21 protein-coding genes and 1 tRNA gene are annotated in these 24216 nt (G+C 73.3%); 7 read left to right on the forward strand and 15 right to left on the reverse strand.

The genetic code is table 11. The features are described from left to right. Positions 1–28 precede the first annotated feature (28 nt). From ACWGIS_RS15145 to ACWGIS_RS15160, 4 genes are all read right to left on the reverse strand, one after another. Positions 29–454: a hypothetical protein gene (locus tag ACWGIS_RS15145; RefSeq protein ID WP_453362858.1), complete on the reverse strand. Its 426-nt coding sequence runs from the start codon at positions 452–454 to the stop codon at positions 29–31. Positions 455–568: 114 nt separating this feature from the next. Then, complete coding sequence (locus ACWGIS_RS15150; protein ID WP_453362859.1) at positions 569–1186, reverse strand: lytic polysaccharide monooxygenase auxiliary activity family 9 protein; 618 nt, start codon at positions 1184–1186, stop codon at positions 569–571. Between the two features lie 160 nt (positions 1187–1346). Then, positions 1347–2528, reverse strand: coding sequence for an SPFH domain-containing protein (locus ACWGIS_RS15155; protein WP_453362860.1), 1182 nt, complete (start codon positions 2526–2528; stop codon positions 1347–1349). A gap of 170 nt (positions 2529–2698) precedes the next feature. Beyond that, positions 2699–4045, reverse strand: coding sequence for a peptidoglycan-binding protein (locus ACWGIS_RS15160; protein WP_453362861.1), 1347 nt, complete (start codon positions 4043–4045; stop codon positions 2699–2701). Between the two features lie 187 nt (positions 4046–4232). On the opposite strand from ACWGIS_RS15160, the gene ACWGIS_RS15165 reads away from it, so the two are divergent. The 3 genes from ACWGIS_RS15165 to ACWGIS_RS15175 all read left to right on the forward strand — a co-directional run bounded on the left by ACWGIS_RS15165 (position 4233) and on the right by ACWGIS_RS15175 (position 8758). Continuing rightward, positions 4233–4306 (forward strand) — tRNA-Lys (locus ACWGIS_RS15165). Between the two features lie 556 nt (positions 4307–4862). Next, positions 4863–6824: a glycosyltransferase family 2 protein gene (locus tag ACWGIS_RS15170; RefSeq protein WP_453362862.1), complete on the forward strand. Its 1962-nt coding sequence runs from the start codon at positions 4863–4865 to the stop codon at positions 6822–6824. Continuing rightward, on the forward strand, positions 6821–8758 hold the full coding sequence (locus ACWGIS_RS15175; protein WP_453362863.1) for a galactose oxidase-like domain-containing protein: 1938 nt from the start codon (positions 6821–6823) through the stop codon (positions 8756–8758). Before ACWGIS_RS15170 ends, ACWGIS_RS15175 begins: the two co-directional genes overlap by 4 nt. A 68-nt stretch (positions 8759–8826) precedes the next feature. Here ACWGIS_RS15175 and ACWGIS_RS15180 read toward each other — a convergent pair whose 3' ends face one another. From ACWGIS_RS15180 to ACWGIS_RS15195, 4 genes are all read right to left on the reverse strand, one after another. Further along, on the reverse strand, positions 8827–9861 hold the full coding sequence (locus ACWGIS_RS15180; protein WP_453362864.1) for a glycoside hydrolase family 6 protein: 1035 nt from the start codon (positions 9859–9861) through the stop codon (positions 8827–8829). Between the two features lie 405 nt (positions 9862–10266). Then, positions 10267–10935, reverse strand: a complete 669-nt coding sequence (locus ACWGIS_RS15185; RefSeq protein ID WP_453362865.1) for a class F sortase — start codon at positions 10933–10935, stop codon at positions 10267–10269. Positions 10936–11248: 313 nt separating this feature from the next. Beyond that, positions 11249–11836 (reverse strand): hypothetical protein, encoded by a 588-nt coding sequence (locus tag ACWGIS_RS15190; protein WP_453362866.1) that lies wholly within the window; start codon positions 11834–11836, stop codon positions 11249–11251. Positions 11837–11950: 114 nt separating this feature from the next. Further along, positions 11951–12730 (reverse strand): HAD-IIA family hydrolase, encoded by a 780-nt coding sequence (locus ACWGIS_RS15195; RefSeq protein WP_453362867.1) that lies wholly within the window; start codon positions 12728–12730, stop codon positions 11951–11953. Between the two features lie 226 nt (positions 12731–12956). Here ACWGIS_RS15195 and ACWGIS_RS15200 point away from each other — a divergent pair, with 226 nt between their 5' ends. Next, positions 12957–13856, forward strand: coding sequence for a hypothetical protein (locus ACWGIS_RS15200; protein ID WP_453362868.1), 900 nt, complete (start codon positions 12957–12959; stop codon positions 13854–13856). A gap of 297 nt (positions 13857–14153) precedes the next feature. On the opposite strand, the gene ACWGIS_RS15205 is transcribed toward ACWGIS_RS15200, so the two are convergent. Further along, positions 14154–15317 carry an ROK family transcriptional regulator gene (locus ACWGIS_RS15205; RefSeq protein WP_453362869.1) on the reverse strand — a complete coding sequence of 388 codons (1164 nt, stop codon included), beginning with the start codon at positions 15315–15317 and terminating at the stop codon, positions 14154–14156. Between the two features lie 47 nt (positions 15318–15364). On the opposite strand from ACWGIS_RS15205, the gene ACWGIS_RS15210 reads away from it, so the two are divergent. Continuing rightward, entirely contained in the window at positions 15365–16471 is a 1107-nt protein-coding gene (locus ACWGIS_RS15210) for a Gfo/Idh/MocA family oxidoreductase (RefSeq protein WP_453362870.1), read from the forward strand. Further along, positions 16468–16941, forward strand: a complete 474-nt coding sequence (locus ACWGIS_RS15215; protein ID WP_453362871.1) for a heme-degrading domain-containing protein — start codon at positions 16468–16470, stop codon at positions 16939–16941. The genes ACWGIS_RS15210 and ACWGIS_RS15215 overlap by 4 nt, the downstream gene beginning before the upstream one ends. 194 nt (positions 16942–17135) lie before the next feature. Here ACWGIS_RS15215 and ACWGIS_RS15220 read toward each other — a convergent pair whose 3' ends face one another. The 6 genes from ACWGIS_RS15220 to ACWGIS_RS15245 all read right to left on the reverse strand — a co-directional run bounded on the left by ACWGIS_RS15220 (position 17136) and on the right by ACWGIS_RS15245 (position 22505). After that, a complete protein-coding gene (locus ACWGIS_RS15220) occupies positions 17136–17993 on the reverse strand; it encodes a fumarylacetoacetate hydrolase family protein (RefSeq protein ID WP_453362872.1) in 858 nt (285 codons plus the stop codon). Between the two features lie 401 nt (positions 17994–18394). Continuing rightward, the gene (locus tag ACWGIS_RS15225) at positions 18395–19156 is read right to left on the reverse strand and encodes a YidC/Oxa1 family membrane protein insertase (RefSeq protein WP_453362873.1); all 762 of its coding nucleotides are present in this window, start codon (positions 19154–19156) and stop codon (positions 18395–18397) included. A gap of 99 nt (positions 19157–19255) precedes the next feature. Continuing rightward, positions 19256–19567, reverse strand: coding sequence for a DUF6412 domain-containing protein (locus ACWGIS_RS15230; protein ID WP_453362874.1), 312 nt, complete (start codon positions 19565–19567; stop codon positions 19256–19258). A 294-nt stretch (positions 19568–19861) separates the two neighbouring features. Next, positions 19862–21400: a sodium:solute symporter family protein gene (locus tag ACWGIS_RS15235; RefSeq protein WP_453362875.1), complete on the reverse strand. Its 1539-nt coding sequence runs from the start codon at positions 21398–21400 to the stop codon at positions 19862–19864. Then, positions 21397–21600, reverse strand: a complete 204-nt coding sequence (locus ACWGIS_RS15240; protein WP_453362960.1) for a DUF3311 domain-containing protein — start codon at positions 21598–21600, stop codon at positions 21397–21399. The genes ACWGIS_RS15235 and ACWGIS_RS15240 overlap by 4 nt, the downstream gene beginning before the upstream one ends. A gap of 98 nt (positions 21601–21698) precedes the next feature. Further along, positions 21699–22505: a class E sortase gene (locus ACWGIS_RS15245; RefSeq protein WP_453362876.1), complete on the reverse strand. Its 807-nt coding sequence runs from the start codon at positions 22503–22505 to the stop codon at positions 21699–21701. Positions 22506–23013: 508 nt separating this feature from the next. Between ACWGIS_RS15245 and ACWGIS_RS15250 the strand changes: the two genes are divergently transcribed. After that, positions 23014–24027: a hypothetical protein gene (locus ACWGIS_RS15250; protein ID WP_453362877.1), complete on the forward strand. Its 1014-nt coding sequence runs from the start codon at positions 23014–23016 to the stop codon at positions 24025–24027. The last annotated feature ends 189 nt before the right edge of the window (positions 24028–24216 follow it).

The following is a 24216-nucleotide window of genomic DNA, read 5'->3' on the forward strand; positions in this document are numbered from 1 at the left end:
CGGACAGGGGCCGTCCGACGCCGCGGCCTCACCAGTACTCGGCCGCCACCTTCGTGAGGATGACGACCGCCACCCCGAGGACGACGAGACAGACCGCCGTCACGAACGTGTCCTTGCCGGGCCGGGGCTCCGAGGCGGTGGCCTTGTCGGGCTCGTCGCCCGCGTAGTACACGAGCACCTCACCGCCCGCGTCCAGGCCCGGAGGGCCTCCCGCCTCCTTGAAGCGGACGGCCACGCCGTCGGCCGTGGTGAAGTCGTACTCGTGCCACTGGGTGCGCTGCGGCACGTTGTTGACCATCCGGACGGTGACCCAGGCGCGCACCACCCGCGCGCGTGCGGTGAGCCCGCTCTCCCAGGCGGCGCGGCGTTCCCGCGTCCGGCGCACGATCGCCCAGGCGGCCCAGAACAGCACCACGATGAGCAGCGGGAAGACCATGTGGAAGACGAAATCCATGCGGTACGTACCCCCGTACGTGAGAAAGGGTTCCACGTGCGGCGCGACCGGAGCCGGTCACGGCGCACGCGGACCCTATCCCGAGCGTTGTCGGGAGCATGGCACCCGGGTGGCTCAGAAGGTGACGTCCGAGCAGGCGTAGAAGGCGTTCGTCGTGTCCGCCACGGTCCACACCGCGAGGATGACGTGGTGGCCGCTGCGCCCGCCGGGGATCGTGCCGCTGTGCGAGAGCGTGGACGGCGGGCGCTGGTTGTTGTAGGGGACGGTGAGGAACGGCGTGGTCTCCAGGTCCGAGCGGCTGAGCGCGTGGTTCTGGTTCCACCCGTTCTTCGTGATGTAGTACTTGAAGTCGGTCGTGGCGTGCATGGCCGTGAACTGCCACCGGAAGGTGTAGCTCTGGCCGCCGGTGACCCTGGTGGTGGGCCAGGCGCCGCCGCCGGGCTTCGTCGGCTGGTTCAGCGCGCCGAAGTTGGTGTGGTTCGCCGAGCAGATCTGGCCGTCGGCGGGCCCGCCCGCGGGGAAGCCCTTGGGGCCCTCGACGCTCTGCGGCTCCCACTGGATGTCACCGCACCCGCTCACGGTGCCGTTCTGGCAGAGCTTCTGCCGGCTGACGGGCAGGTCGGTGTAGCCGTGGCCGGTGGCGCCGCCGCTGGAGAGCACCAGCGCTCCGGTCGTGGCGAGACCGACCACGCCCGCGTACCACTTGGCTTTCTTGGTCGTCCGTATTCGCATGCTGCCGCTCCTGGAGAACGTGGGGGAGGTTCCGTGAGCCGTACGCGCATACCGCCGTGTTCAGGTCTAGACCAAGTCCCAGATTATTACCGGTAGTTGAACATGTCCATACCAATCTCGGCGCCGGTTCCCGCACCGGCGAGGCTGCCCCGGCCGCCGCTCAGTCCCCGTCGGCGGTCCGCCCCGTGCAGAACGCCACCGTCAAGTCCTTGACCAGCGCCTTGCGTTCGTAGTCGTCGAGGTCGACCAGGCCCCGCACGGTCAGCCGGGTCACCGTGTCCTCGACGGAGTCGACGACGGAGGTCAGCACGGAGTCTCGGTGCTGGGCGTCCAGTGCGGCGAGCCGGCGGCGCTGCATCCGGGACGCGACCTCCGGGGCGTACTCGACCCGGGTCGGCTGCACGGAGAACACCTCGATGCCCACCGGCGCCGTGTCCGCGGCCACCAGCCGGGTCAGCGCGTCGCCCGCCGCCTCGGTGTCCCGCAGCGTCGCACCGTCCTTGCCGAGCCCGCCGCGCCCACCGGCCGGCGGGTCCGCGGGCAGCCGGGACAGCACCCGGGACAGCGCCGCCTCCACGCACTCGCGCAGATAGCCCTCGTGGTCCTCGACGCCGAGCGCGGCCCGCGCGGTGTCCTTGACCCGCCACACCACGAGGACCACCACCCGCAGCGCGACCCCGTTCGCGTCGACCGCGGGCATCGGCTCGCTGCGCCAGTGCCGCAGCCGTACGTCGACCCGGCGGCGCAGCACCAGCGGGTTGACCCACATCAGGCCGGTGCGCCGGACCGTTCCCCGGTAGCGCCCGAACAGGCCGAGCACCCAGGCCCGCCCGGTCCGGCCGCGGGCCAGCCCGCCGAAGCCGAAGAGGGCGAGCGCGCCGGACGCCGCGTACCCGGCCCACTGCGCGGGACCCGGTCCCGCGCCCGCGAGGCCGGGAGGCAGCCCCGGCGTCACGGCGGCCGGCAGCACTCCCGCCCACCACGAGGTCAACAGGCAGCCGGCCACCCCGCAGACCCCGGCGAGCACCCCCGCGGCACCGGGCAGCACCCGCGCCGGGCGTTCCGCCAGGTCGGGGTCGACCTCCGGCACCGGGCGCGCCCGTACCGGCGCGGGGCGCCTGACCCGCGGCTGTTCGCCGGTGCCGCGCCGGCGTCCCACCACGGCGGGCGCGACCGGCACGGCGACCGGGTCGGGGTCGTCCCGGAAGAGCAGGTGGACGGGGATCTCCGTGGTCGCCTCGTTGTGGATGAGCCGGGCCGGCCGCAGCACGGCCTCGGCCGCCGCCAGGGATGCGGACGGCGCTCCCTCGGACTCCGGGGTGTGTGACGTCGTCGTGGTCATACGTGCCTCCATGCCTCCGCGCCTGGAAGGGTTGTCACGAGATGCGCCGGCACTCCGCCGGAACGGCACGGAGCCGTGCCGGTGCGGGTGCCGCCGTACCGGCACGGGGGCGCACCGGCGCGCGGGCCGGTGCACGGACGCGTGCCGGGTGGTGCGTCCTGCGGGATGCGTCAGGAGAACAGCCGCCGCCAGGTCTCCGGGCCCGGATAGCCGTCCGCCGCGCCGCCGCGCCAGCCCTGGGCCCGCTGGAACGCCTCGACGTTGCGCCGGTCCGCCTCGCCCCAGCGCGGCCCCGGGCCCTTGGTGTAGTGGGTGCCGAACCCCTTCTTGACCAGCCGCTCACCGAGCCGGGTGACGTAGGCGTTGACCGCCCCCGGCCGGAACAGCGCGCGGCCCGGGTAGCCGGGCACCCCGTGCGAGGAGGGGTCCGGTACCGCGGGTCCCGGCGTTCCGGCCGCCGGGATGTCCTTGCCCCGGTGGCCGACCAGGTAGGACCAGGTCGTCGGCCCCGGCAGCCCGTCGGCGTCCGCCCCGCTCCAGCCCTGGGCCCGCTGGAAGGCCCGGGTGGCCCTGCGGTCCGCGTCCGACCAGCGCGGGCCCGGTCCCGTCGTGTAGAAGCGGGCGCCGCCGCGCTCCACCAGGAGCCGACCCAGCCGGGTGACGTGGGCGTTGTCCGCGCCGGGCCCGAAGTAACCGGCGCCCGGGAAGCGCGCGGCCCCGCCGTCCTGCCCGTCGGGTCCGGTGGGCCCCGGGCCGCCCGCCGGCTCCTCGCTGACCCCCTTGGGGCGGTAGGCCACGTAACGGGCGGAGTTGTTCCAGTACGCGTAGGGGGTCGACTGCTTCCGGGTGTGCGGGCGGGTCTGCTCGTAGGCGATGTAGGAGGTGCGCGTGTAGTCGGCCCAGCCGCCGAAGATGACCACGTGCGAGCCGTTCTGCGGGTTGCTCGGGTTGTGGAAGAGCAGGATGTCGCCGGGCTCCAGCTGATCCTTGGACGTCCGGACGCCGTAGGCGGGAAGGCTGCCCGTCCACTCGTTGCCGTCCAGGCCCCAGGCCATCGAGACGAAGCCCGAGCAGTCCTGCCGGTACCCGTCCGACCAGAACGCGGTCATGCTGTACGGCACCTCGGCGGCGACCCACTTCTTGGCCCGGTTGATGATCTCGGCCCGGGTGGTGGCCGGTGCCGCGGCCAGGGTCGCCGGGCCGCCGGGGCGCGCCGGGCGACCGGACGGGCCGTGCAGCGGGGCCGTGCGGCCCTGCGGGGTGTCGGGTTCGTCCCCCGCCGGGACGCCGGGTCTGACGGGGGCGTGGGTGACGGCGACGGCGGGGGCGGGAGGGCCCGCCCCGAGGACGGTGCCCGCCGCCGCGGCGAGTGCGAGAGCCCCTCGCGCCGCGGGACGGACGGGACCGGACGCCGGCGCGCCGGGCGCCTGGGCACCCCCGGCACGGCGCCGGCCGGTACAGCCGGGGCAGTCGCAGTCGCTCGCGGGATCGAATTCCTCGAATACCGGAGTCTCCATGCGATGGCCCTCACACTCCAGGTGGAAATGTCCGCATTTCTGCACGATCGTCAGTTTCTCAACTGTCGGCCGTTGTCGCATGCTGACGGTCCGAATGATGTACGGCACCCTCCGTGCACGCCGACTCACCGGCCGTCCGCGGGCCGGACCACCTCTCGGAATCGGGTAGAGTTCTCCAGGTCAGCACGCGCCGCTAGCTCAGTTGGTTAGAGCAGCTGACTCTTAATCAGCGGGTCCGGGGTTCGAGTCCCTGGCGGCGCACAGACAGACGAAGAGGCCCCTCGCCGACGGCGGGGGGCCTCTTCGGCGTCTCCGCGGCCCGGCATCCCCACGGCGGTGGCGGAATCGTCTCCGCGGCGATGACAGGGACCCTTTTGCGACGCGGGCGGGGGCACTCCGCGACGCCGACCGGGACGCCTTCGCGACGGCGGCGGATCGTCCCGCAGCGGTGACGGAAGGCGCCGTTTTCGCACACACGTCCCCTTCGCGGACGTATGACTGATTGCCACCTCGTTGCGTAGCTTGCGATCATGTCGGGCGGGGAGAACCCTGGGGGACCCAAGGGGCTGGCGGTGCGCGGCGGTTGGGGCGCCCGGGCCGGATGTGCCGTCGTGAGGGATCGGGGGATTCGTCTCATGGACGGATGCCGAGGGGGGCATCATGCAACCGGAAGGCCGTCGTTTTATGTCCATAACGGCGTAAACGATCTGGTTGCGGCAGCCTGCAACTGATACGTCCGGGACGGTCGAGGGGGACCGGAGCGGACCACGGAGACCGACGACCACGCGTCCGAGGGCGCGTGCGGGGGGTATGACTCATGACGTCGACGCCGACGGGCGCCCGACAGGGCCTCGACCCGTCCGAGACGACCCGCCTGAGGGTGCCGCCCCACCGGACCGGCGGCTTCCGCCGGATACGGAGGGCGCTGCCCAGGTACGACTACGAGCACTACAGCCGGCTTGCGGGACCCCTCACTCAGCCGGACCCGGACAAGCCCTACAAGGTGCAGTACCGCTCGCTGCTCTCCCAGGAGCCGCACCGGCTGCGGGCCGCCCTGATGCTGGGCGCCGCCCCGCTGCTGTCGCTGGTCCTGCTCGGCTGGCTGCTCCAGCCCGACCACTGGACCGAACGCGACCACCCGGCCTACGACTTCCTGCCGGCGCTCGACATCGTGATGCTGGTCTCGATCGGCCTGATCGAGTTCTTCCGCTGCATGAACGTGCTGTCGAACGCGCACGCCACCCTGGTCGCCCGCGACCCCGTCCCCGTGGTCCCCGAGACCGGCACGCGCGTCGCCTTCCTCACCTCCTTCGTGCCCGGCAAGGAACCGCTGGCGATGGTCACGAAGACCCTGGAGGCGGCCGTCCGGCTGCGGCACCGGGGCCTGATGCACGTCTGGCTGCTCGACGAGGGCGACGACCCGGAGGTGAAGGAGGTCTGCGAGCGCCTGGGCGTGCACCACTTCTCCCGCAAGGGCGTCGAGAAGTGGAACCGGCCCCAAGGCCCGCACCGGGCCAGGACCAAGCACGGCAACTACAACGCCTGGCTCGACGCGCACGGCGACGACTACGACTTCTTCGCCTCCGTCGACACCGACCACGTCCCGCTGCCCAACTACCTGGAGCGGATGCTCGGCTTCTTCCGGGACCCGGACATCGGCTTCGTCATCGGCCCCCAGGTGTACGGCAACTACGACACGTTCGTCACCAAGGCCGCCGAGTCGCAGCAGTTCCTCTTCCACGCCCTGATCCAGCGCGCCGGCAACTTCTACGGCTCCCCCATGTTCGTCGGCACCTCCAACGCCGTACGCATCAGGGCCCTCAAGCAGATCGGCGGTCTCTACGACTCGATCACCGAGGACATGGCGACCGGTTTCGAGATCCACCGCGCCGAGAACCCGGCCACGGGCCGCAAGTGGCGCTCGGTCTACACGCCCGACGTGCTGGCGGTCGGCGAGGGGCCCAACGCCTGGACCGACTTCTTCACCCAGCAGCTGCGCTGGTCGCGCGGGACCTACGAGACGATCCTCAAGCAGTACTGGAAGGGCTTCTACTCGCTGCCTCCGGGCAAGCTCTTCAACTACACCATGATGATCATCTTCTACCCGATGTCCGCCCTCAACTGGATCCTCGCGGCGCTCAGTTGCGCGCTGTTCCTGGGCCTCGGCGCCTCGGGCGTGAACATCGACCCGACGATCTGGCTGATGCTCTACGGCAACGCCTCGGCGCTCCAGATCGGGCTGTACATCTGGAACCGCCGGCACAACGTCTCGCCGCACGAGCCCGAGGGGTCCGGCGGGGTGGCCGGCATGGCGATGTCCGCGCTGTCGGCGCCGGTCTACGCCCGCTCCCTGCTGGACGCCGTGCTGCGCCGCAAGAGCAGCTTCGTGGTGACGCCCAAGGGGGACTCCTCCAGCCCGGACACCCTCTTCGGGACCTTCCGCATCCACCTCTTCTTCATCGCGGTGTTCGCCGGCTCCATCACCGCGGCCTTCCTGTACGGGCACGCCCACCCGGCCATGATCACGTGGGCGTCCTTCGCCCTGCTGATCACCGCCTCGCCGATCCTCGTCTGGCGCTGGACGCTGCGGCAGGACCGCGCGAAGCCGCCGGCCGCCGAGCCACAGGACGCGGTGCCGCGGGACGCCGTGCCGTCCGCCGCCGTACCGGCCCCGCACGCGCCGCGGCACCGGCCCGCCTGGGCCGCGCCGGACGAGCCCGGGGGCGGCGACAGCTCCGACCGGACCATCCAGACCGCACTTGGGGGACGCAAGAAATGAAAGACCGTGCAGGCCGCCGTCGCGCCCGTCGCCTCGCGATAGGCGGGGCGGTGGTCCTCGCGCTGGCCGGGATGAACGGCCCGTGGCTGTACCGCGTCGGGACGGAGCAGTACCACGAGTACACGATCGGCAGAGCGGAGTACAAGGCCGCCAACGGGCACTGGGACCTCGTCGAGTTCCCCGAGGAGTACCGGCAGAACACCATCCACGCGGCCCTGCTGCACACCGGCAAGGTGCTGCTGATCGCGGGGTCGGGCAACGACCAGGACAACTTCGACGCCAAGAAGTTCGACACCCGGATCTGGGACCCGGTCAAGGGCACGGTCAAGAGGGTCGCGACACCCAAGGACCTCTTCTGCACCGGGCACACCCAGCTCGCCGACGGCAGGCTGCTGATCGCGGGCGGCACCAAGCGGTACGAGAAGCTCAAGGGCGACGTCACCAAGGCCGGCGGCCTGATGATCGTCCACAACGAGAACCCGGACGAGCCGGTGACGCTGCCCGCCGGGACCCGGTTCACCGGGAAGAAGAACGGCCGGACGTTCGTCTCCAAGGACCCGGTGCTGGTGCCCCGGGCGAAGAAGGTCTTCGACAAGGACACCGGGCGGTTCCTGCGCAACGACCCCGGCCTCGGCCGGATCTACGTGGAGGCGCAGCGGAGGGGCGCCCGGTACGAGACGGGGACGCAGGACAACTACCGCGTCCGGGGCCTGACCGGCGCCGACGCCCGCAACACCTACGGCATCGCGCAGAAACTCGCCCTCGACAAGAAGGACTTCCAGGGCATCCGCGACGCCTTCGAGTTCGACCCGGTCGCCGAGAAGTACGTCAAGGTCGACCCGATGAACGAGGCGCGCTGGTACCCGACGCTGACCACGCTGTCCGACGGGAGAATCCTCAGCCTCTCCGGGCTCGACGAGATCGGCCAGCTGGTCCCCGGCAAGAACGAGGTCTTCGACCCCGGCACCGGCACGTGGACCTACACCGAGGGCACCCGCCAGTTCCCGACCTACCCGGCGATCACGCTCATGCAGAACGGCAAGCTGTTCTACTCGGGCTCCAACGCCGGGTACGGGCCGGACGACGTCGGCCGCGACCCGGGGGTCTGGGACCTGAAGAGCAACAAGTTCACCAAGATCCCCGGGATGAGCGACCCGAAGCTCCTGGAGACCTCCGGCACCGTGCTCCTGCCGCCCGCGCAGGACGAGCGGTACATGGTCATCGGCGGCGGCGGGGTCGGCGAGTCGGACCGGTCCAGCAAGAAGACCCGGCTGGTCGACCTGCTGGCCGAGCACCCCCGCTTCACGGACGGACCCGAGCTGGAGAAGGGCACCCGCTATCCGCAGTACTCGATCCTGCCCGACGACACCGTGCTGGTGTCCGGCGGCTCCGAGGACTACCGCGGGCGCGGGGCGTCCGACATCCTCCAGGCCCGGATCTACGACGGCCGCAGCAACTCCTTCGACCGGGTGGCCGACCCGCTGGTGGGCCGCGACTACCACGCCGGGTCGATCCTGCTGCCCGACGGCCGGGTCATGTTCTTCGGCTCCGACCCGCTGTACGCCGACGAGGGCAACACCGAGCCCGGCGAGTTCGAGCAGCGCATCGAGATCTACACCCCGCCCTACCTGTACCGGGGCGCGCGGCCCTCGCTCTCCGGCGGCCCGACGACCGTCGCCCGGGGCGCCTCGGCCGAGTTCCGCTCGGCACACCCCTCGTCGGTGAAGGCGGCGCGGCTGATCCGGCCGAGCGCGTCCACGCACGTCACGGACACCGACCAGCGTTCCGTCGCGCTGGACTTCGTCACCACGAAGGACGGGATCAGGGTGACGGTCCCCAAGAACCGGAACCTGGTGCCGTCCGGCTGGTACATGCTCTTCGTGACGGACGGCGAGGGGACGCCCAGCAGGGCCCGGTGGCTGCGGGTGCCGTAGCGCCGCGCGTGAGCGGGGGCGCCCTCCGACGGGTCGGGTGGGCGGCCCCGCTCGGTCCCGCGCCGGGGTCAGCCGGTGGCCTGCGCCAGCTTCAGCGCGTACGAGGGCCACCAACGCCCGGCCTCCGGGCCGCCCTTGCAGGTGCCGTCCGACTCCCCGGGCCGCTTGACCCACAGGTAGGCGTCGACGAGCGGATCGCCGGTCTTCGTGGTCGGCGGCTCCCCGAGCGCACGCCCCGGCGGGTTGCACCAGTTCTCGTCCGCCTCGCCGCCCGTGTACGGCCCGTTGCCGTTGCGGCTGGTGTCGATGACGAAGTGCTTGCCGCCCACCTTCGCGGACAGCTTCCGGCCGTAGGCGAGGGAGTCCTTCGTCGAGTAGAAGTTGGAGACGTTGACGGCGAAGCCGTCGGCCCGGTCGACGCCCACGCGCCGCAGCGGTCCGAAGATCTCGTCGGGTCGGCCCCAGCCCGCGTTGCCCGCGTCCACGTAGACCTTCGTGTTCTTGAGGGCCTTCAGCTCCGTGACGGCGCCGGCCAGCAGGTCGTAGCGCTCCTCGTGGAACTCCTGCGGGGTGCACCGGTCGACCAGGTGCAGGAGCGCGTCCGGCTCCAGGATCACCGTGGCGGGCCGGTCCCCGATGCCCCGGGCCACGCCCTCGACCCACGTCCGGTAGGCGTCGCCGTCCGCGGCGCCGCCGCGGGAGAACTGGCCGCAGTCGCGGTGCGGGATGTTGTAGAGGACGAGCAGCGCCGTGCGGTCGGCCTTCCGCGCGGCGACCGTGAAGCCGCGTGCCTCCCGCTCCGGGTTCTCCGGGCCGATCCACTCGGCGGTGGGCTGCTCGGCGATCTTGCGGATCTGCCGGGCCTCGTCCTTCCTGCCCGCCTTCTCGTACCTGGCGGCCTGCTCGGCCGCGTTGCCGTGCGGGTTCACCCAGAAGGGGTTCGAGTCCTTCGGCCGCTGGGCGATCCCGGGGCCGGACCCGCCCTCCTCGCCGCCCCCACCGGAGGAGGAGCACCCCGCGAGCACCAGCGCCGTCCCCGCCGCCACGGACAACCGTGCCGCCCTGGAGGCGAATGAGGAGACCGCCCCCGTGCTGCCGTACATGCAACTCCCCCTAGGTGCCCGTCCGAAGCACCAATCCTGACATAGGCGGCGGGTCGTCACATGGTCACCGCTTCCTTTCGGGGGACTGTCGCAGCGCACCCGTCCGGCCGCCGGGACGGAACGCTCCGCATGCCGGACGGCCCCGCCGCCACCTGCGGCGGTCACACACAGCCACCACGGCCGGACCTGGCGTCAAATCCCCTCTAGGCCGGAGCGCTCATCCGTTCTAGAGTTTCCTCAAACGGCCCCAGCCCCCGGCCGGTCGCAGCACCGTGAGGTCAGGACGGCTCCCAGAACCTCCCGCGCCGGTCGCCGGGTTACTCCCGCAGCCCGAGCGCGCGCGGTCGAGGACCAGCCCGGCCGGCGGCTCCGGGGGGAGCACGTCGCCGGCCGGGCCGGGCGGGTTCACGCGCGGGTACCGGTGAGGTACGCCGACACGACCACGTTCGCCGTGTACGAGCGGCTGGCCCGGTCGAAGGAGCCGCCGCAGGTCACCAGCCGCAGCTCCGCCCGCCCCGGCTTCCGTGCCCCGTAGGCCTGCCGGGCGTCGAAGCGCTCGCGGGGGACGACCTGGACGTCGTCGACCGTGAACTCGGCGACCCCGCCGTCGTCGCGGACCACCCGGACCTTGTCGCCGGGCCGTGCCGAGCTGAGCCTGTAGAAGACGGCGGGGCGGGTCTCGGTGTCGACGTGGCCGACGAACAGGGCGGTTCCGGCCGCCCCGGGTCGCGCGCCGGCCGCGTACCAGCCGACCACGCCCGGCCGGTCGTACGGCGGTGGCTGGATCGCTCCTTGCCCGTCCAGGCCGCGGGCGACCACCGGCGCCTGGATCCGCAGGGCGGGCACGTCCACGCGCAGCGGCCGAGCCTGCCCCAACGGCGGGTGCGCGGGCGGCAGTTCGACGCCTCCCCAGGGGCGGCCGACCGCGGCCACGTCGCCCGTGGTCGGCGTCGCGATCCCCTGCCGTACGTCGGTCACCTCGCGGCCCCAGAGCCACAGCCCGAGCAGCAGCACCGCCCAGGCGGCGCACGTCGTCAGACGCCCGGCACCCGAGGAACGCTCCCGGTCGGACATGTGAACTCCCTGAGCCTGTCGAGCGGTTCGGTCCGGATGCGACCGGCGGGGCGGCTCGGCCCCGACCGGCGGACCGGATGGTCCGCCGGACCTCGCGATGCCGGCCGCAAGGTGCCGACGAGAGGGCTAGGGTCTGTCGTCTGGATCAGGCCGGCCTTTGACGAACGGTTCGTCTTGGCCGACCCGAGCGGGGTCTGGTGCGTGCAGCTGCAAGGCGGAGGAGGGAGTCGAAGCGGAGCTTCGGCGACCGACGACAACGCCGCAGATGTGCGTGCCAGACCCCGCGACGCCGGCATGATCCAGACGACAGGCCTTAGTCGCCGGCGCGGCTCCGGCGGGCGCTGCGGACCGCGACGGCGATGGCGGCGGCGCCCGCGAGGACCAAGCCGGTGACGGCCTGCCGGGTGCCGGGGCCGGTGGAGCGGGTGTCGACGGACGCGAAGTGGGCCGTGCCGCCGCCGCCCGCCTGGACTGGGGCGACCGGCGAGGCCGGGACGGCCGACTCGGGCCGCTCGGGCCGGTCCGCCGGGCGGTGCGGCCGGTCCGACGCCGGAGGGCTCGCCCCGTCGGCGCGGGCGACGGTCAGCGTGCCCTTGACCTTGTCGTCGACGCCGTCGCAGGTGACCCTGACGGGGTAGGTGCCGGGCCGCAGCGAGGAGCGCACACGCGTCTCACCGACGAGCGCGCCGTCCCGGCCCGTGAGCCGGGCGTCCGCGACGAACGCCGGGGACTTCGCGGTGGCCGTCCTGGCCTCGCAACCGGTCGCCCGCAGCGTGATGTCACCGCCGGGGGCCGGGGGCGAGGGGGTGACGGAGACGGCCGCGTCGGCCGCGTGGGCCGCGGGAGTGAGGGCGGCGGCGAGCGCCGCACCGGCACAGAGAGTGAGTCGCAAAGAACCCATCGTGAACCTCCAGACACCTGGAGACTCCTCTCCTGGGACGCCGGCCGCATCCCGGGGAGGCCGCCCACTGCTCCGTTCGGGCGGATTTCCGCCGCCCCACGCATGGAACGCGGCTCAGACGCGGTCGACCAGGTCCGCGATCGAGTCCACGACCTTGGACGGGCGGTAGGGGTACCGCTCGATCTCGGCGGGCGTGGTCAGCCCGGTGAGCACCAGGAACGTCTCCATCCCGGCCTCCAGTCCGGCGAGGACGTCCGTGTCCATCCGGTCGCCGATCATCGCGCTGCTCTCGGAGTGAGCCCCGATGGCGTTCAGGCCGGTCCGCATCATCAGCGGGTTCGGCTTGCCGGCGAAGTACGGCTGCTTGCCGGTCGCCTTGGTGATGAGCGCGGCGACCGCTCCGGTGGCGGGCAGCGGGCCCTCCGTCGACGGGCCCGTCTCGTCGGGGTTGGTGCAGATGAAGCGGGCGCCGCCGTTGATCAGCCGGACCGCCTTCGTCATCGCCTCGAAGGAGTACGTCCGGGTCTCGCCCAGCACCACGTAGTCCGGCTCGTGGTCGGTCAGCACGTACCCGATGTCGTGCAGCGCGGTGGTCAGCCCGGCCTCGCCGATGACGTACGCCGTGCCGCCGGGCCGCTGGTCCTCCAGGAACTTGGCGGTGGCGAGCGCGGACGTCCAGATGTTCTCGACCGGCACGTCCAGGCCCATGCGCTGGAGCCGGGCGTGCAGGTCACGGGCGGTGTAGATCGAGTTGTTGGTCAGCACCAGGAACGGCCGGCCGGAATCCCGCAGCTTCCTGATGAAGGCGTCGGCGCCGGGGATCGGCACGCCCTCGTGGATGAGCACACCGTCCATGTCGGTGAGCCAGGATTCGATGGGCTTGCGGTCTGCCATGCCGTTCTCCTGCCGTACGCGGTGCTGCGTCGCCCTCAGCCTAGCGATCAGCAGTGGGCCGGGGGCCGCCGGTCACGAACCTCAGTTCGGTGGTTCCGGTCGATCGCGATATCGGGCTCGATGGGCGGCGTCGGGCTCCGCCGATCGAGGGGACCTCGGAGCCCGTCCGGGGCGTGGTGGGCGTGGCGGCAGCGGAGGTCCGGCACCCATGGCAGGTCATATGTTCATGCGACTGTGTACGTCCCTGCCCCTCACCGTTGCCGCCACGGCCGTCCTCTGCTGCGGTCCCGTCCCGGCCGCCGCCGGCGTCGGCGCCCCCGCACCGGTGCCCGGCGCCGACCGCCGCCCCTCCTGCGCCGAGCCCGACGCCCGTGCCTTCCCCCTGACGACCCGCATCCACGGCGGCCCCGACGTCTACGAGACCGGGGGCGCCGAGGGAACGTGGTCCATCGACCTCACCAACAAGACCGCCCACCCCTGCGGGAACCTCCACCCCGTCGTGATCCTGGTCGACGCGGAACGCCGGCTGCGGCCGTCCGAGGTGCGGCTGGAGTTCTTCGAGGGGACGCGGGCGCACCCCGTCTCCCTCGTGCGGACGGACGACGACGAACTCGTCGGCGTCTTCGGGGGGTTCCCCGGCTTCACCGTGGCGCCCGGGCGCACCCTGAGCGTGAAGGTGCGACTGACCGTCACGTCGGCCGCCGCGGCGCCGAACGACGTCGTGGCCAACGCGGCGCTGGTGCGCCGGCACAGCGACGACGGCGACTGGGTGGGCCAGTCGAACGACTACCGCTTCCGCATCACCGGCGGCCCCGACAGACCCGAGAAGGGCCGTACGGACGCCCCCGAGGACGGCGGTACGGAGACCACCGGCCCCAAGGCCACCACGCCGCCCCCGTCCGCCGAACCCTCCGCCCCGGGTACCGGGACCGACGCGGAGGCTGCCGCGAGCGCCGGGGCCACCACCGGGTCGGACGCCCCTGACGATGTGCCCGCCGCCGAGGAACTGGCCAGCACCGGCTCGGGCGCCTGGCGCGGCACCTGGCTCCTGATCGGCGCCCTCCTGCTCACCACGGGCAGCACACTCCTGCTCGCCTCCCGCCGCCTTTTGCGCGGGGGTCGGTAGGGGGCTGGAGACGGTAGGGCGGAGGGGGCGGTAGGGCGCGGGGCGGAGGGACGTGCGGACGGGTCGGGAGCCGGGGACGTTCAGGGCCGCGCCCCGTCGGACCGGCCGTCGCCGGCCACGTCGTCGGCGTCCGCGCCGCGGTTCCGGACCGGGTCCACGCGCCGTCGGACCGGCCGCCGCCCGCGTCGGCGTTCCCGCCGCGGGTCCGGTTCCGGCTCCGGTTCTGGTTCCGAGTCCGGGCGGTCCGGGTCCACGTCCAGGTCCGGACCCGGGCGGCTGTACGCCCCAGCCGTACCGTCAGCCGTCGGCGCGCCCGAACAGGGGCGCGAGGAGGAGCTGCGCCGCGCCCTCGGCCACCGCGCGGGCTCCCCCGGGCGCCGGGCGCACCGGGACCGCCGCGTCGAGGCCCCCGCGCCGGGCACGCTCGTCGAGGACGGCGCCGACCCCCCGTACGAAGTGCTCCTCGTGGGCGGCGACGGTACGGCCACCGAGGAGCACGAGGTCGATGTCGAGCAGCCCGGCCAGGTTGGCGGCGCCCGCGCCGAGGACCTGTGCCGCTTCGTCGACGGCGCCGCGTGCCACCGCGGAGAGGCACAGCACCTCGATGCAGCCGTGGTTTCCGCAGTCGCACCGGGGCCCGCCGAGCTGGATGACCTGGTGCCCGAACTCCCCCGCGCCGGTACGCGCCCCCCGGTGCACCACCCCGCCGAGGACCAGCCCCGCACCGAGTCCCGTACCGAGGTGCAGGTAGGCGAAGGACGCCTGACCGGACCCGGCGGCGCCGCCCACCGCGAGGTTCAGCGCGGCCGCGTTGGTGTCCTTGTCGACGACCACCGGCACCCCGAGCCGCCCGGCCAGTGCCTCCCGCAGCGGGTACCCGTCCCACTCCGGGAAGCCGGTGACCCGGTGCAGCACCCCCCGGGTGTGGTCGAGCGGGCCCGGCAGCGCGACCCCGGCGCCGAGCACGGAGGTGATGCCCGGCGCCCCCGCGAGCAGGGCGGCCACCTCGCGGGCCGCCCCGGCGACGACCGCCTCCGCCCCCGATCCGAGGTCCAGCGGGGAGCGCCGCTCGGCGACCACCGCGCCCGTCAGGTCGCTCAGGACGGCCGTCAGCTCGTCCCGGTCCACGTGCAGGCCGACCGCGTGGCCCGCCTCGGGGACCAGGCGCAGCACCGTGCGCGGTTTGCCGCCCGTGGACGCGCGCCGGCCCGCGTCCGCCGCCAGGCCGTCCGCCCGCAGCCGCGCGGTGATCTTGCTGACGGCCTGCGGGGTGAGCCCGGTCCGCTCGGCGAGTTCGAGGCGGCTGATGCCCGCCGGGCCCGCCTCGCGCAGCAGGTCGAGCACCAGCGCGGCGTTGTGGCTGCGCAGCGCCAGCAGGTTCACCCCCGCCTCCGCACCGCGCCCGCGCACCCCCGACCGGTTCACTTCCGACTCCGCGCTGGTCCTGTTCACGTACGCCATTGTCCCTCGCGCTTGCACTTTGGCAACAGCGTTGCGAAAGTGGAGGCATGACAGGCACCAGCACCGGCACAGGATCCGGCCCCGGCACCCCCCTCCGCGTCGGCCTCATCGGCTACGGCCTCGCGGGCTCCGTCTTCCACGCGCCGCTGATCGCCGCGACCGAGGGCCTCGCCCTCGACACGGTCGTCACCTCGAACCCGGAGCGCCGGGAGCAGGCGCGGGGCGAGTTCGGCGACGGTCTGCGGTTCGCCGACGCGCCCGACGACCTGTGGGCGCGCGCCGGCGAGCTGGACCTGATCGTCATCGCCTCGCCGAACAGGACGCACGTCCCGCTCGCGACCGCCGCCCTGAAGGCGGGCCTGCCGGTCGTCGTCGACAAGCCCGTCGCGGGCACGGCGGCCGAGGCGCGCGAGCTGGCCGCCCTCGCCGACGAGCGCGGCCTGCTCCTGTCGGTCTTCCAGAACCGCCGCTGGGACAACGACTTCCTGACCCTGCGCAAGCTCGTGGAGGGAGGCGAACTCGGCGACGTGTACCGCTTCGAGTCGCGTTTCGAGCGCTGGCGCCCGCAGCTCAAGGGCGGCTGGCGCGAGTCCGGCGACCCGGCAGAGATCGGAGGTCTCCTCTACGACCTCGGCAGCCACGTCGTCGACCAGGCGCTGACCCTCTTCGGCCCGGCCGCGCAGGTCTACGCCGAGTCGGACGTGCGCCGCCCGGGCGCCGAGACCGACGACGACACCTTCCTCGCGATCACGCACGTGAACGGCGTCCGGTCGCACCTCTACGTCTCCGCGACCACCGCCCAACTCGGCCCGCGCTTCCGCGTCCTCGGCTCCCGGGCCGGCTACGTCAAGCACGGCCTCGACCCGCAGGAGGCGGTCCTGCGCGAGGGCGGGCGCCCCGGCAGCACGGCGGAATGGGGCATCGAGCCCGAGACCCTGTGGGGACACGTCGGAGCGGGCGAGTCCCCGCTGACCGGCGGCGGCCGTCCCGAGCCCACGCTGCGGGGCGCGTACCCGGCGTACTACCAGGCGGTGGCCGCGGCCCTGCGCGACGGCGGCCCGAACCCGGTCACGGCGTACGAGGCGGCCGACGCCCTCGACGTCCTGGAGGCGGCGCGACGCTCCGCCCGCGACGGCGGGACGGTGACGCTGTGAGCACCCCGACGGCCACTCCCACGATCCCCGAACTGGAGGAGCAGGAGCGCCGTCTGACGCTCCCTCACTTCACGTACGAGGACGCCTGGACCCTCGGCTCCCTGCTGGTCGAGCTGGCCCGGGAGCGCGGCGCGCCCGTCGCCGTCGACATCCGCCGCGGCGGCCAGCAGCTGTTCCACGCAGCGCTGCCCGGCTCGACCCCGGACAACGACGCCTGGATCGACCGCAAGCGCCGGGTCGTGGAGCGCTACGGCTGCTCCTCGTACCTGGTCGGCGCCCGCTTCCGCGCCAAGGGCACCACGTTCGAGGAGTCCTCGCGGCTGGACCCCGACCTGTACGCGGCGCACGGCGGCGCGTTCCCGATCACCGTCGAGGGCGCGGGCGTCGTCGGCACGGTGGTCGTGTCCGGCCTGCCGCAGGTCGAGGACCACCGGATGGTCGTCGAGGCCCTGGAGCACTTCAAGGGCTGAGCCCCGCAGTGGCCGGGTCAGCGCGGTCAGGGCGTCACGCTTCCCCGCAGGACGTGGTTCCCGCCGGGTCGCCGTCGTCCGGCCGGCACCCGGTCCCGGCCCGCGCACCGCGCTCCGGCGCGGTCACGCGGGCCCGCACACGTACGAGGCCGGGGGCACCCCTTTCCCCCGAGGGCGCACCCGGCCTCGTACTCTCACGCGTCCTTGAGCTCCTGGCGCTGGCGCCCCAGGCTCTCGATCTCCAGCTCCACCACGTCACCGGCCCGCAGGAACGGCTTCGGCTCGGGCTGTCCGAGCGCGACGCCCGCCGGCGTACCCGTGTTGATCACGTCGCCCGGGTAGAGCGTCATGAACTGGCTGACGTAGCGCACCACTTCGGCGACCGGGAAGATCTGCTCCGCCGTCGTGCCGTCCTGCTTCAGCTCTCCGTTCACCCAGAGCCGCAGCGACAGCGCCTGCGGGTCGGGCACCTCGTCCGCGGTCACCAGCCAGGGGCCCAGCGGGTTGAACGTCTCGCAGTTCTTGCCCTTGTCCCAGGTGCCGCCGCGCTCGATCTGGAACTCGCGCTCGGAGACGTCGTGCGCCACCGCGTACCCGGCGACATGGGCGAGCGCCTCCTCGTGCGACTCCAGGTAGCGGGCCGTACGGCCGATCACGACCGCCAGCTCCACCTCCCAGTCGGTCTTCACCGAGCCGCGCGGCACGAGCACCGTGTCGTCCGGGCCGACGACCGTGTCCGCCGCCTTGAAGAAGATCACCGGCTCGGCGGGCGGCTCGGCGCCGGTCTCGCGCGCGTGGTCGTGGTAGTTCAGCCCGATGCACACGACCTTGCCGATCCGGGCCACCGGCGGACCGACGCGCAGTCCGGCCCCGTCCAGCGCGGGCAGCTCCCCGGCCTCGGCGGCGGTACGGATCCGGTCGAGCGCCCCGTCGTCGGCGAGCAGCGCTCCGTCGATGTCCGGGACGAGCCCGGACAGGTCCCGCAGGGTGTCCCCGGCGTCCAGCAGCGCCGGCCGCTCCGCCCCCGCCGTACCGACTCGCAGCAGCTTCATGATCACAATCTCCCTCGATCGCGGCAGCCCGACCGATGGGTGCAGCCATCGGAGGACTGGTCGATCCTCCAAGGTGGGCGTCCAGTCCGCAATACCCCGTTCACGGACTGGACCGGCAGCGGATCGCGGGCGCGCGGCCGATCCGGTCGGCGCCCGCGCAGCGGATCATCTCGGCAGGCGGGGTCTGCCGGGCGCGCGGGCGGGCCCGGCGGAGCCTGCCGAAGTGCGCGGGCCGGCTCCTCTTTCGCCCGGCCGGGTCGCTGGGCAGAGTTGGCGGCGGCGGTGCCGGGCCCGCTCGGCGGGGGCGGGCGCCGGCGGTCCGGGAGCCGTTGGGCTGGGGCGGGCACCAACGATGACGGGGCCGTTGGGCTGGGGCGGGCACCAACGATGGTGCGGGGCCGCTAGGCCAGGGCTGCGGCCGATGGTGCCGTGCCCGGCATGTCGCGGTAGAGGACAGCCCGCTCCACCGCGCTCCACGTCGTGCTCGTCACCACGTACAGCGCGGCGGCCAGCGGCACCACGGCCACCGTGAACAGCGTGAAGAACGACATGAACGGCACGATCCTGTTCACCGCGCCGAGACCGGGGACCTGCTGCCCGCCCTGCGCCGGGGCGGGCGCCGCCGCCATCGTCCGGCGCGTCCGCAGGAAGTTGAAGGTCGCGACCACGGCCACGACCGCGAACAGCCCGAGGTAGACGAGCCCCTCACTCCCGAACACTCCGCCGTGCCCGAGCGCGTCCGACCAGCGGCCGCCGAGCGGGGCGTCGAAGAGCCGGTGCCCGAGCAGCGCGTTGGCCTCGCCGCCGATCGTCGTGCTGGAGAACAGGTGGTACAGGAGGAAGAAAGCCGGCATCTGGAAGAGGCTCGGCAGGCAGCCGGAGAGCGGCGACACCTTCTCCTCGGCGTGCAGGGCGAGCAGCGCCTTCTGGAACTTCTCGTGGTTCGAGCCGTGCTTCTCGCGCAGCGCGGCGACCTGCGGCTGGAGCCGGGCGCGCGCCCGCTGCCCGCGCGCCGACGCCCTGGACAGGGGGTGCACCAGGAGACGTACGAGTGCGGTGAACAGGACGATGGCGGCGGCCGCGGCGGACGCGTGGAACAGCGGCTGGAGCAGATCGGCGAACCGTTCGACCAGGCTCGCGAATACGGACATGAGAGCGGACATGGGTGAGCCCTCCGGGGGTCTCGTCGTGCCGGAAGTGAGCAGATCGGCATGACGGCCCGCGCGGGGTTCGCGACGGTGAGGAGAGAGAGGTGCGCGTCCCTACGCGGCGGCCGCCGGGAGGGCACACCCCGGCGCCCGGGGGCGGGTGCGTCCGGACGCGTCGGGATCGCGCTGGGGCAGGAACGCGGTGCGCTGCTCGCGGTCGCGGATCGCCGTCCGTACGCGGGTGCGCGGGACGGCCGGAACGCTGCGGGCGGCGACGACGGCGCAGGCGGCGAGCGCGGAGCCGGCGGCCGCGGTGGCGGCGAAGGCCACGACGGCGGAGAGGCTGCCCGTGTCGAGCAGCGCGACCTCGACGACGAGCAGGAGCAGCGCGGCGGCGGGCCGCACGGTCGCCCAGTTCCGCAGCATCGGCGGCTCCCCCTCTCGTCCACGTGGTCGTCCTGCCGTTATACAGGATCGGGTGAGGGGGCGGCCCGCGGGATGCGGGTGCCCGGGCACAACCCGCGGGAGCGGGTTCCGTAGCGGCCTGCGGGAGTGGGTCCCGTAGCGGCCTGCGGGAGTGGGTCCCGTAGCGGCCTGCGGGAGTGGGTCCCGTAGCGGCCTGCGGGAGCGGGTTCCGTAGCGGCACGCGGGAGTGGGTCCCGTAGCGGCCTGCGGGCTGCGGCTCGCCTTCGCCTCCGTGGCGCCCGTCGCCGGCGTCCGTCAGGGGGCAGGGGTTCGGTGCGGGGGTGTCTCATGATCGAGAGGCTCGTCCGCGAGGCCGACGGCGAGCACCTCGTGGTCGGGGCGCCCGTCGCCCGGGGTGCCGCCACCGGCGTACGCCACGGCGAGGGCGACGACCAGGTTGGCGGCCAGGGCGACGATCCCCGCGTTCACGCCGGACACCGGGTCCCGGCCGCTGAAGACCAGCCAGCACACCAGGGCGCCCCCGGCGGCGAGCCCGCTCAGCGCCGCCGTGAGCGTGAACCGCCGCCAGACCAGCCCGAGCAGCAGCATCGGCACGAGCTGCGCCATCCCCTCGTACGAGATGAGCGACAGGCGCACCAGGGTGTTGGGGGCCGCGTACGTCATGATCAGCGCGATCGTGCCCGCGATCACGACGACGGTCTGGGCGGCGCGCTTCTGGGCCTGCCGGGCCCGCCAGCGGGGGACGAACGACAGCACGCTGCGGCCCCACATGGTGCCGATGACCAGCATGAACACCGCCATCGGGACGATGGAGGACAGGGCCGCCGCGACGCCGACGATCCCGACCGCCCAGGCCGGCAGCGAGTCGACGACCATCCGGAACAGCGCGAGGTTCGAGTCCGCGCCCGTCAGTCCGGGGACCACGAACAGCGCGGCCGTCCCGAGCAGCATCGGCACGAACAGCAGCACGTTGTACGCGGGCAGCCAGATCGCGTTGCGGCGCAGGGCGTCGCCGTCCCGGGCGCCCAGGTAACCGGCCACGGTGGTCGGGAAGATGACGACGGTCAGGGCGTTGAGGAGCGAGGTCGTGATGAACCACGGGGTGCCGAGGCCGCTCTCGCCGCCGCCGTGTCCGGGCAGCGTCAGCCAGTCGCGCTTCTGCTCGACGAGCCGGTCCAGGAAGTCGCCGTACCCGTCGAAGTAGTGCAGCGGCACGTGGACGACGAGGAAGGCGAGGGTCGCGATGACCAGGACGTCCTTGAGCACGGACACCCACGCGCTGCCGCGCAGCCCGCTGACCACGACGAAGCCGGTGGTGACGGCGAACGCCACGAAGTAGCCCCAGTTCAGGCCGATCGCGCCGTACGAGATGGTCGAGACGACGACGCCCATGCCCGTGATCTGGAGCTGGATGTAGGGGAGCAGGCAGACGGTGGCGAGGACCGCGATCAGCGCGCCGGCCCAGGGCCGCCCGTACCGGTGGGCCACGATGTCGGTGATGCCGACCAGGCCGTGGCGCCGGGCGTACGCGTGGAGCATGGGACCGACCAGGTATCCCACCGCGTACCCGCAGGACATGTACGCGACGACGTAGAGGACCGGGGCCCCGTAGTTGTAGCCCCAGCCGGCGGCGCCCAGATAGCTGAAGCTGGTGTACGACTCCCCCGCCATGAGCACCCAGATGAACACGGCCCCGAGGCTCCGCCCGCCCACCGACCACTCGGCGAGCCCGCCCTGCCCTCCGCCGCGGTCGCGCACGGCGAGCAGGCCCAGGGCGACGGTGGCCACCATGAAGACGCCGAAGACGGCGGTGGCGACGGCCGAATCGCTCATGACCGCCCGCTCCCGCGCCGCTCGGCCAGTCGCCGGTCGCCCCGCCAGGTGAGCCACACCGCGCACGGCGTGAGGACGGTCGCCCCGAGCAGCCACACGACGAGGAAGGGCAGCCCGAGGATCACCGGATCGACCCGGTTCACCAGCGGCAGGGCACCGAGGTAGAGCACGAAGGGGGTCAGGAGCCAGAGCCGGTGCAGTCGCGCTCCGACGGGGTGGGCCGGCGCCGGGCCCGCGCTCTCGGGACGTGCGTTCACGGGAGACGACCTTAGCCGCGGTGCCCTGCCCGGCCTTGTTCCTACCGGGGCCGCACGGAGCGCAGCCTGCCCCACACCACCAGGCGGTACTTCGAGGTGTACTCCGGGGTGCAGGTGGTGAGCGTGAGGTAGTACCCGGGCTCGCCGTACCCGTAGGCAGGCCGGACCGAGCTGCGCGGGACGGGGGCCAGGACCCCGCCGTCGCGCGCGGAGGTCCGCGGAAGCGTCCGGTCGACGGCGTACACGTACGTGGCCGTACGGGTCTCCACCTGGACCGTGTCCCCGCGCCGGAGCCGGTCGAGGTGCCGGAAGGGCTCGCCGTGGGTGTTGCGGTGCCCGGCGAGCGCGAAGTTCCCCGGCCGGCCGGGCTGCGCCGTGCCCGGGTAGTGGCCGGCGTAGCCCCTGTTGAGCACGCCGGCCTTGCCGACCCCCTCGGCGACGGGCACGCGCAGGGAGAGCCGCGGGACGGTGAGGACGGCGTAGGCCTGGGACCGGCGGGGCGGTTCACCGGCGGTGCGGCCCGCGGTGCCCGTACGCGCGCCCGGACGGGCGGCGGGTGCCGTACGGTCTCCGTCCCCGGCCCCGGCGCCCTGGGTGCCCGCGTCCGCGTCGGCTCCCGGGACCGGTGTGGCGCCCGCCTCCGGCCGGTCCCACTCCCGCTCCAGCGCCTCGACCCGCCGCTCGGCGCCCTCCCGGGCCTGCCGGTTGGTCCACCACACCTGGTGCACTACCAGCAGCAGGAGCACCACGCCGACGGTGACGAGGACCTCGCCCACCCCCCACAGCACCCGCCGCCCAAGCGCACGCCGCCGCCGCACGCCGTGATGCACGACCCCGGAACCACGCATGCGTACGCCTCCTTCGCCGGGCCCGCACGATAGGGGGCGGGGCGTCAAGTCACCAGCGGGGAAGCGGGGTTGGTGCGGGTGAAGATGGCGCGGGCGGGCGCGCTTGCTCGGAGGGCGGGGCGGGTGTGGCTGCCGTGGCTGGTGATCAGGGAGGTGGGGGGGGCGACTCGCGGAACTCTCACTCAGGGAGGTGGAGGCGACTCGCGGAGCTGGTGATCTGACCTGCGGGCGGGCGGGGACGGGCTCGCTCGGGGCGTCCACGAGGGCGCTGACCGACGGGCATGACATGCGTGAGGAATGGCACGAACCGGGCTGCACTGAACGAACTGCGCGACCTGCGTGACGTGTGCGAACGGGTGACGACCGCCTCCGCCGCTGCCGCGCGGCGGGCCCGGTCCCCCGGCCCCCGGTCCCCTGTCCGTCGGTCCCCGGCCCGTCGGTCCCTCGGTCGAGGCTGTGGCCTGCGGATCTCTCTCATTTGTCGGTCCACGGCAGTACGGTGTCCCCCATGCGCCCCGACACGCCAGCCGAGAACGTCGACCACAACGCCGAAGCGGCCCGCCTGGAGCGAACCGCCGGCCTGTACCCCGAGGACGCCGAACACCTGCTCGTACAGGCCGCGGCCCACCTCGAACTGTCCGGTGACCGACCGAGCGCCACCGCGCTGTACGACCGTCTGCTGTCGTCCTCCGAGCCCTTGGAGAACCCGCAGCTGGTACGCGCCCTGAAGGCGGCGAACCTGTGGGAGTACGGCCACGAGGCGGAGGCGCGGGCGATCATCGACGGAGTCCGCGCGTCGTCCCCGCGGGACCCGGCGGCCTGGGTGATCGTGGCCGAGGCCCTGGAGTCGCACGACGAGCTGGAAGCGGCGCACGAGACGTTCACGGAGGGGGCGCGCCTGCTGCTGGCGGGCGTGTCGGAACCCCCGTACTCCACGCATCCGCTGCTGTTCGGGCGCCACCGGGTGCGGCGGATGCTGGGCGCGGACCACGACGAGTGGGACGCCCTGGCGGACACGCTGCACACGGCGCCGGTGTCCCTGGACGAGCTGCACGACCCGAAGCGTGTGTGGTCCCTCGGTTCGGACAACCCGGCCGAGCTCCAAGCGGAGATCGCCCGCCTCCAGTCGGAGCTCACGACGGCGCGCGAGGCCCTTTCCCGGCCGTTCCCGGTGGCGGTGCTGCACTGGCCGGCCGACGAGCTGACGGAGCTGCTGGCGGCGTACCCGTCGCTGTCCTCGGAGTACCCCTCGCACGGGGAGCACCTCGCGACGATAGAGGCGTCCCTGCGCGAACTGGCGGCCTCGGGCACCCCGAACCTGGGCATCGTGACGGGCACGGTCCCGTCCTACGAGGCCTTCGCGGCATCGGAGGCCTCGTCCCCGACGGACACGACACTCCTCCCCCAGTACGCGACGACCCTGGCGGCAAGGGGCCTGGCGGTGTCGTGGCCACCGGGGCGGGGGGATGTGTGCTGGTGCGGGTCGGGAGGGGCTTATGAGGGGTGCCACGGGGCGGCGTAGGTATCCTGCCCAGCCCTCTTAGCTCCGTTAGTTGGCTGCGGCCCCAGCCTGACTCCACGGCTGGGGTCTGCTCTGTTGCCCTTGCTTAAGGCGATAGCTCGATCAGCGTCCGCCTGTCAGTCACCCCTGCTAGAACTGGGCACAGCCGCATCAGTGATCAGTGGGGGAACAGCGTGACTCAGCCAGGGG

This window comes from Streptomyces sp. NPDC054842, assembly GCF_053611025.1.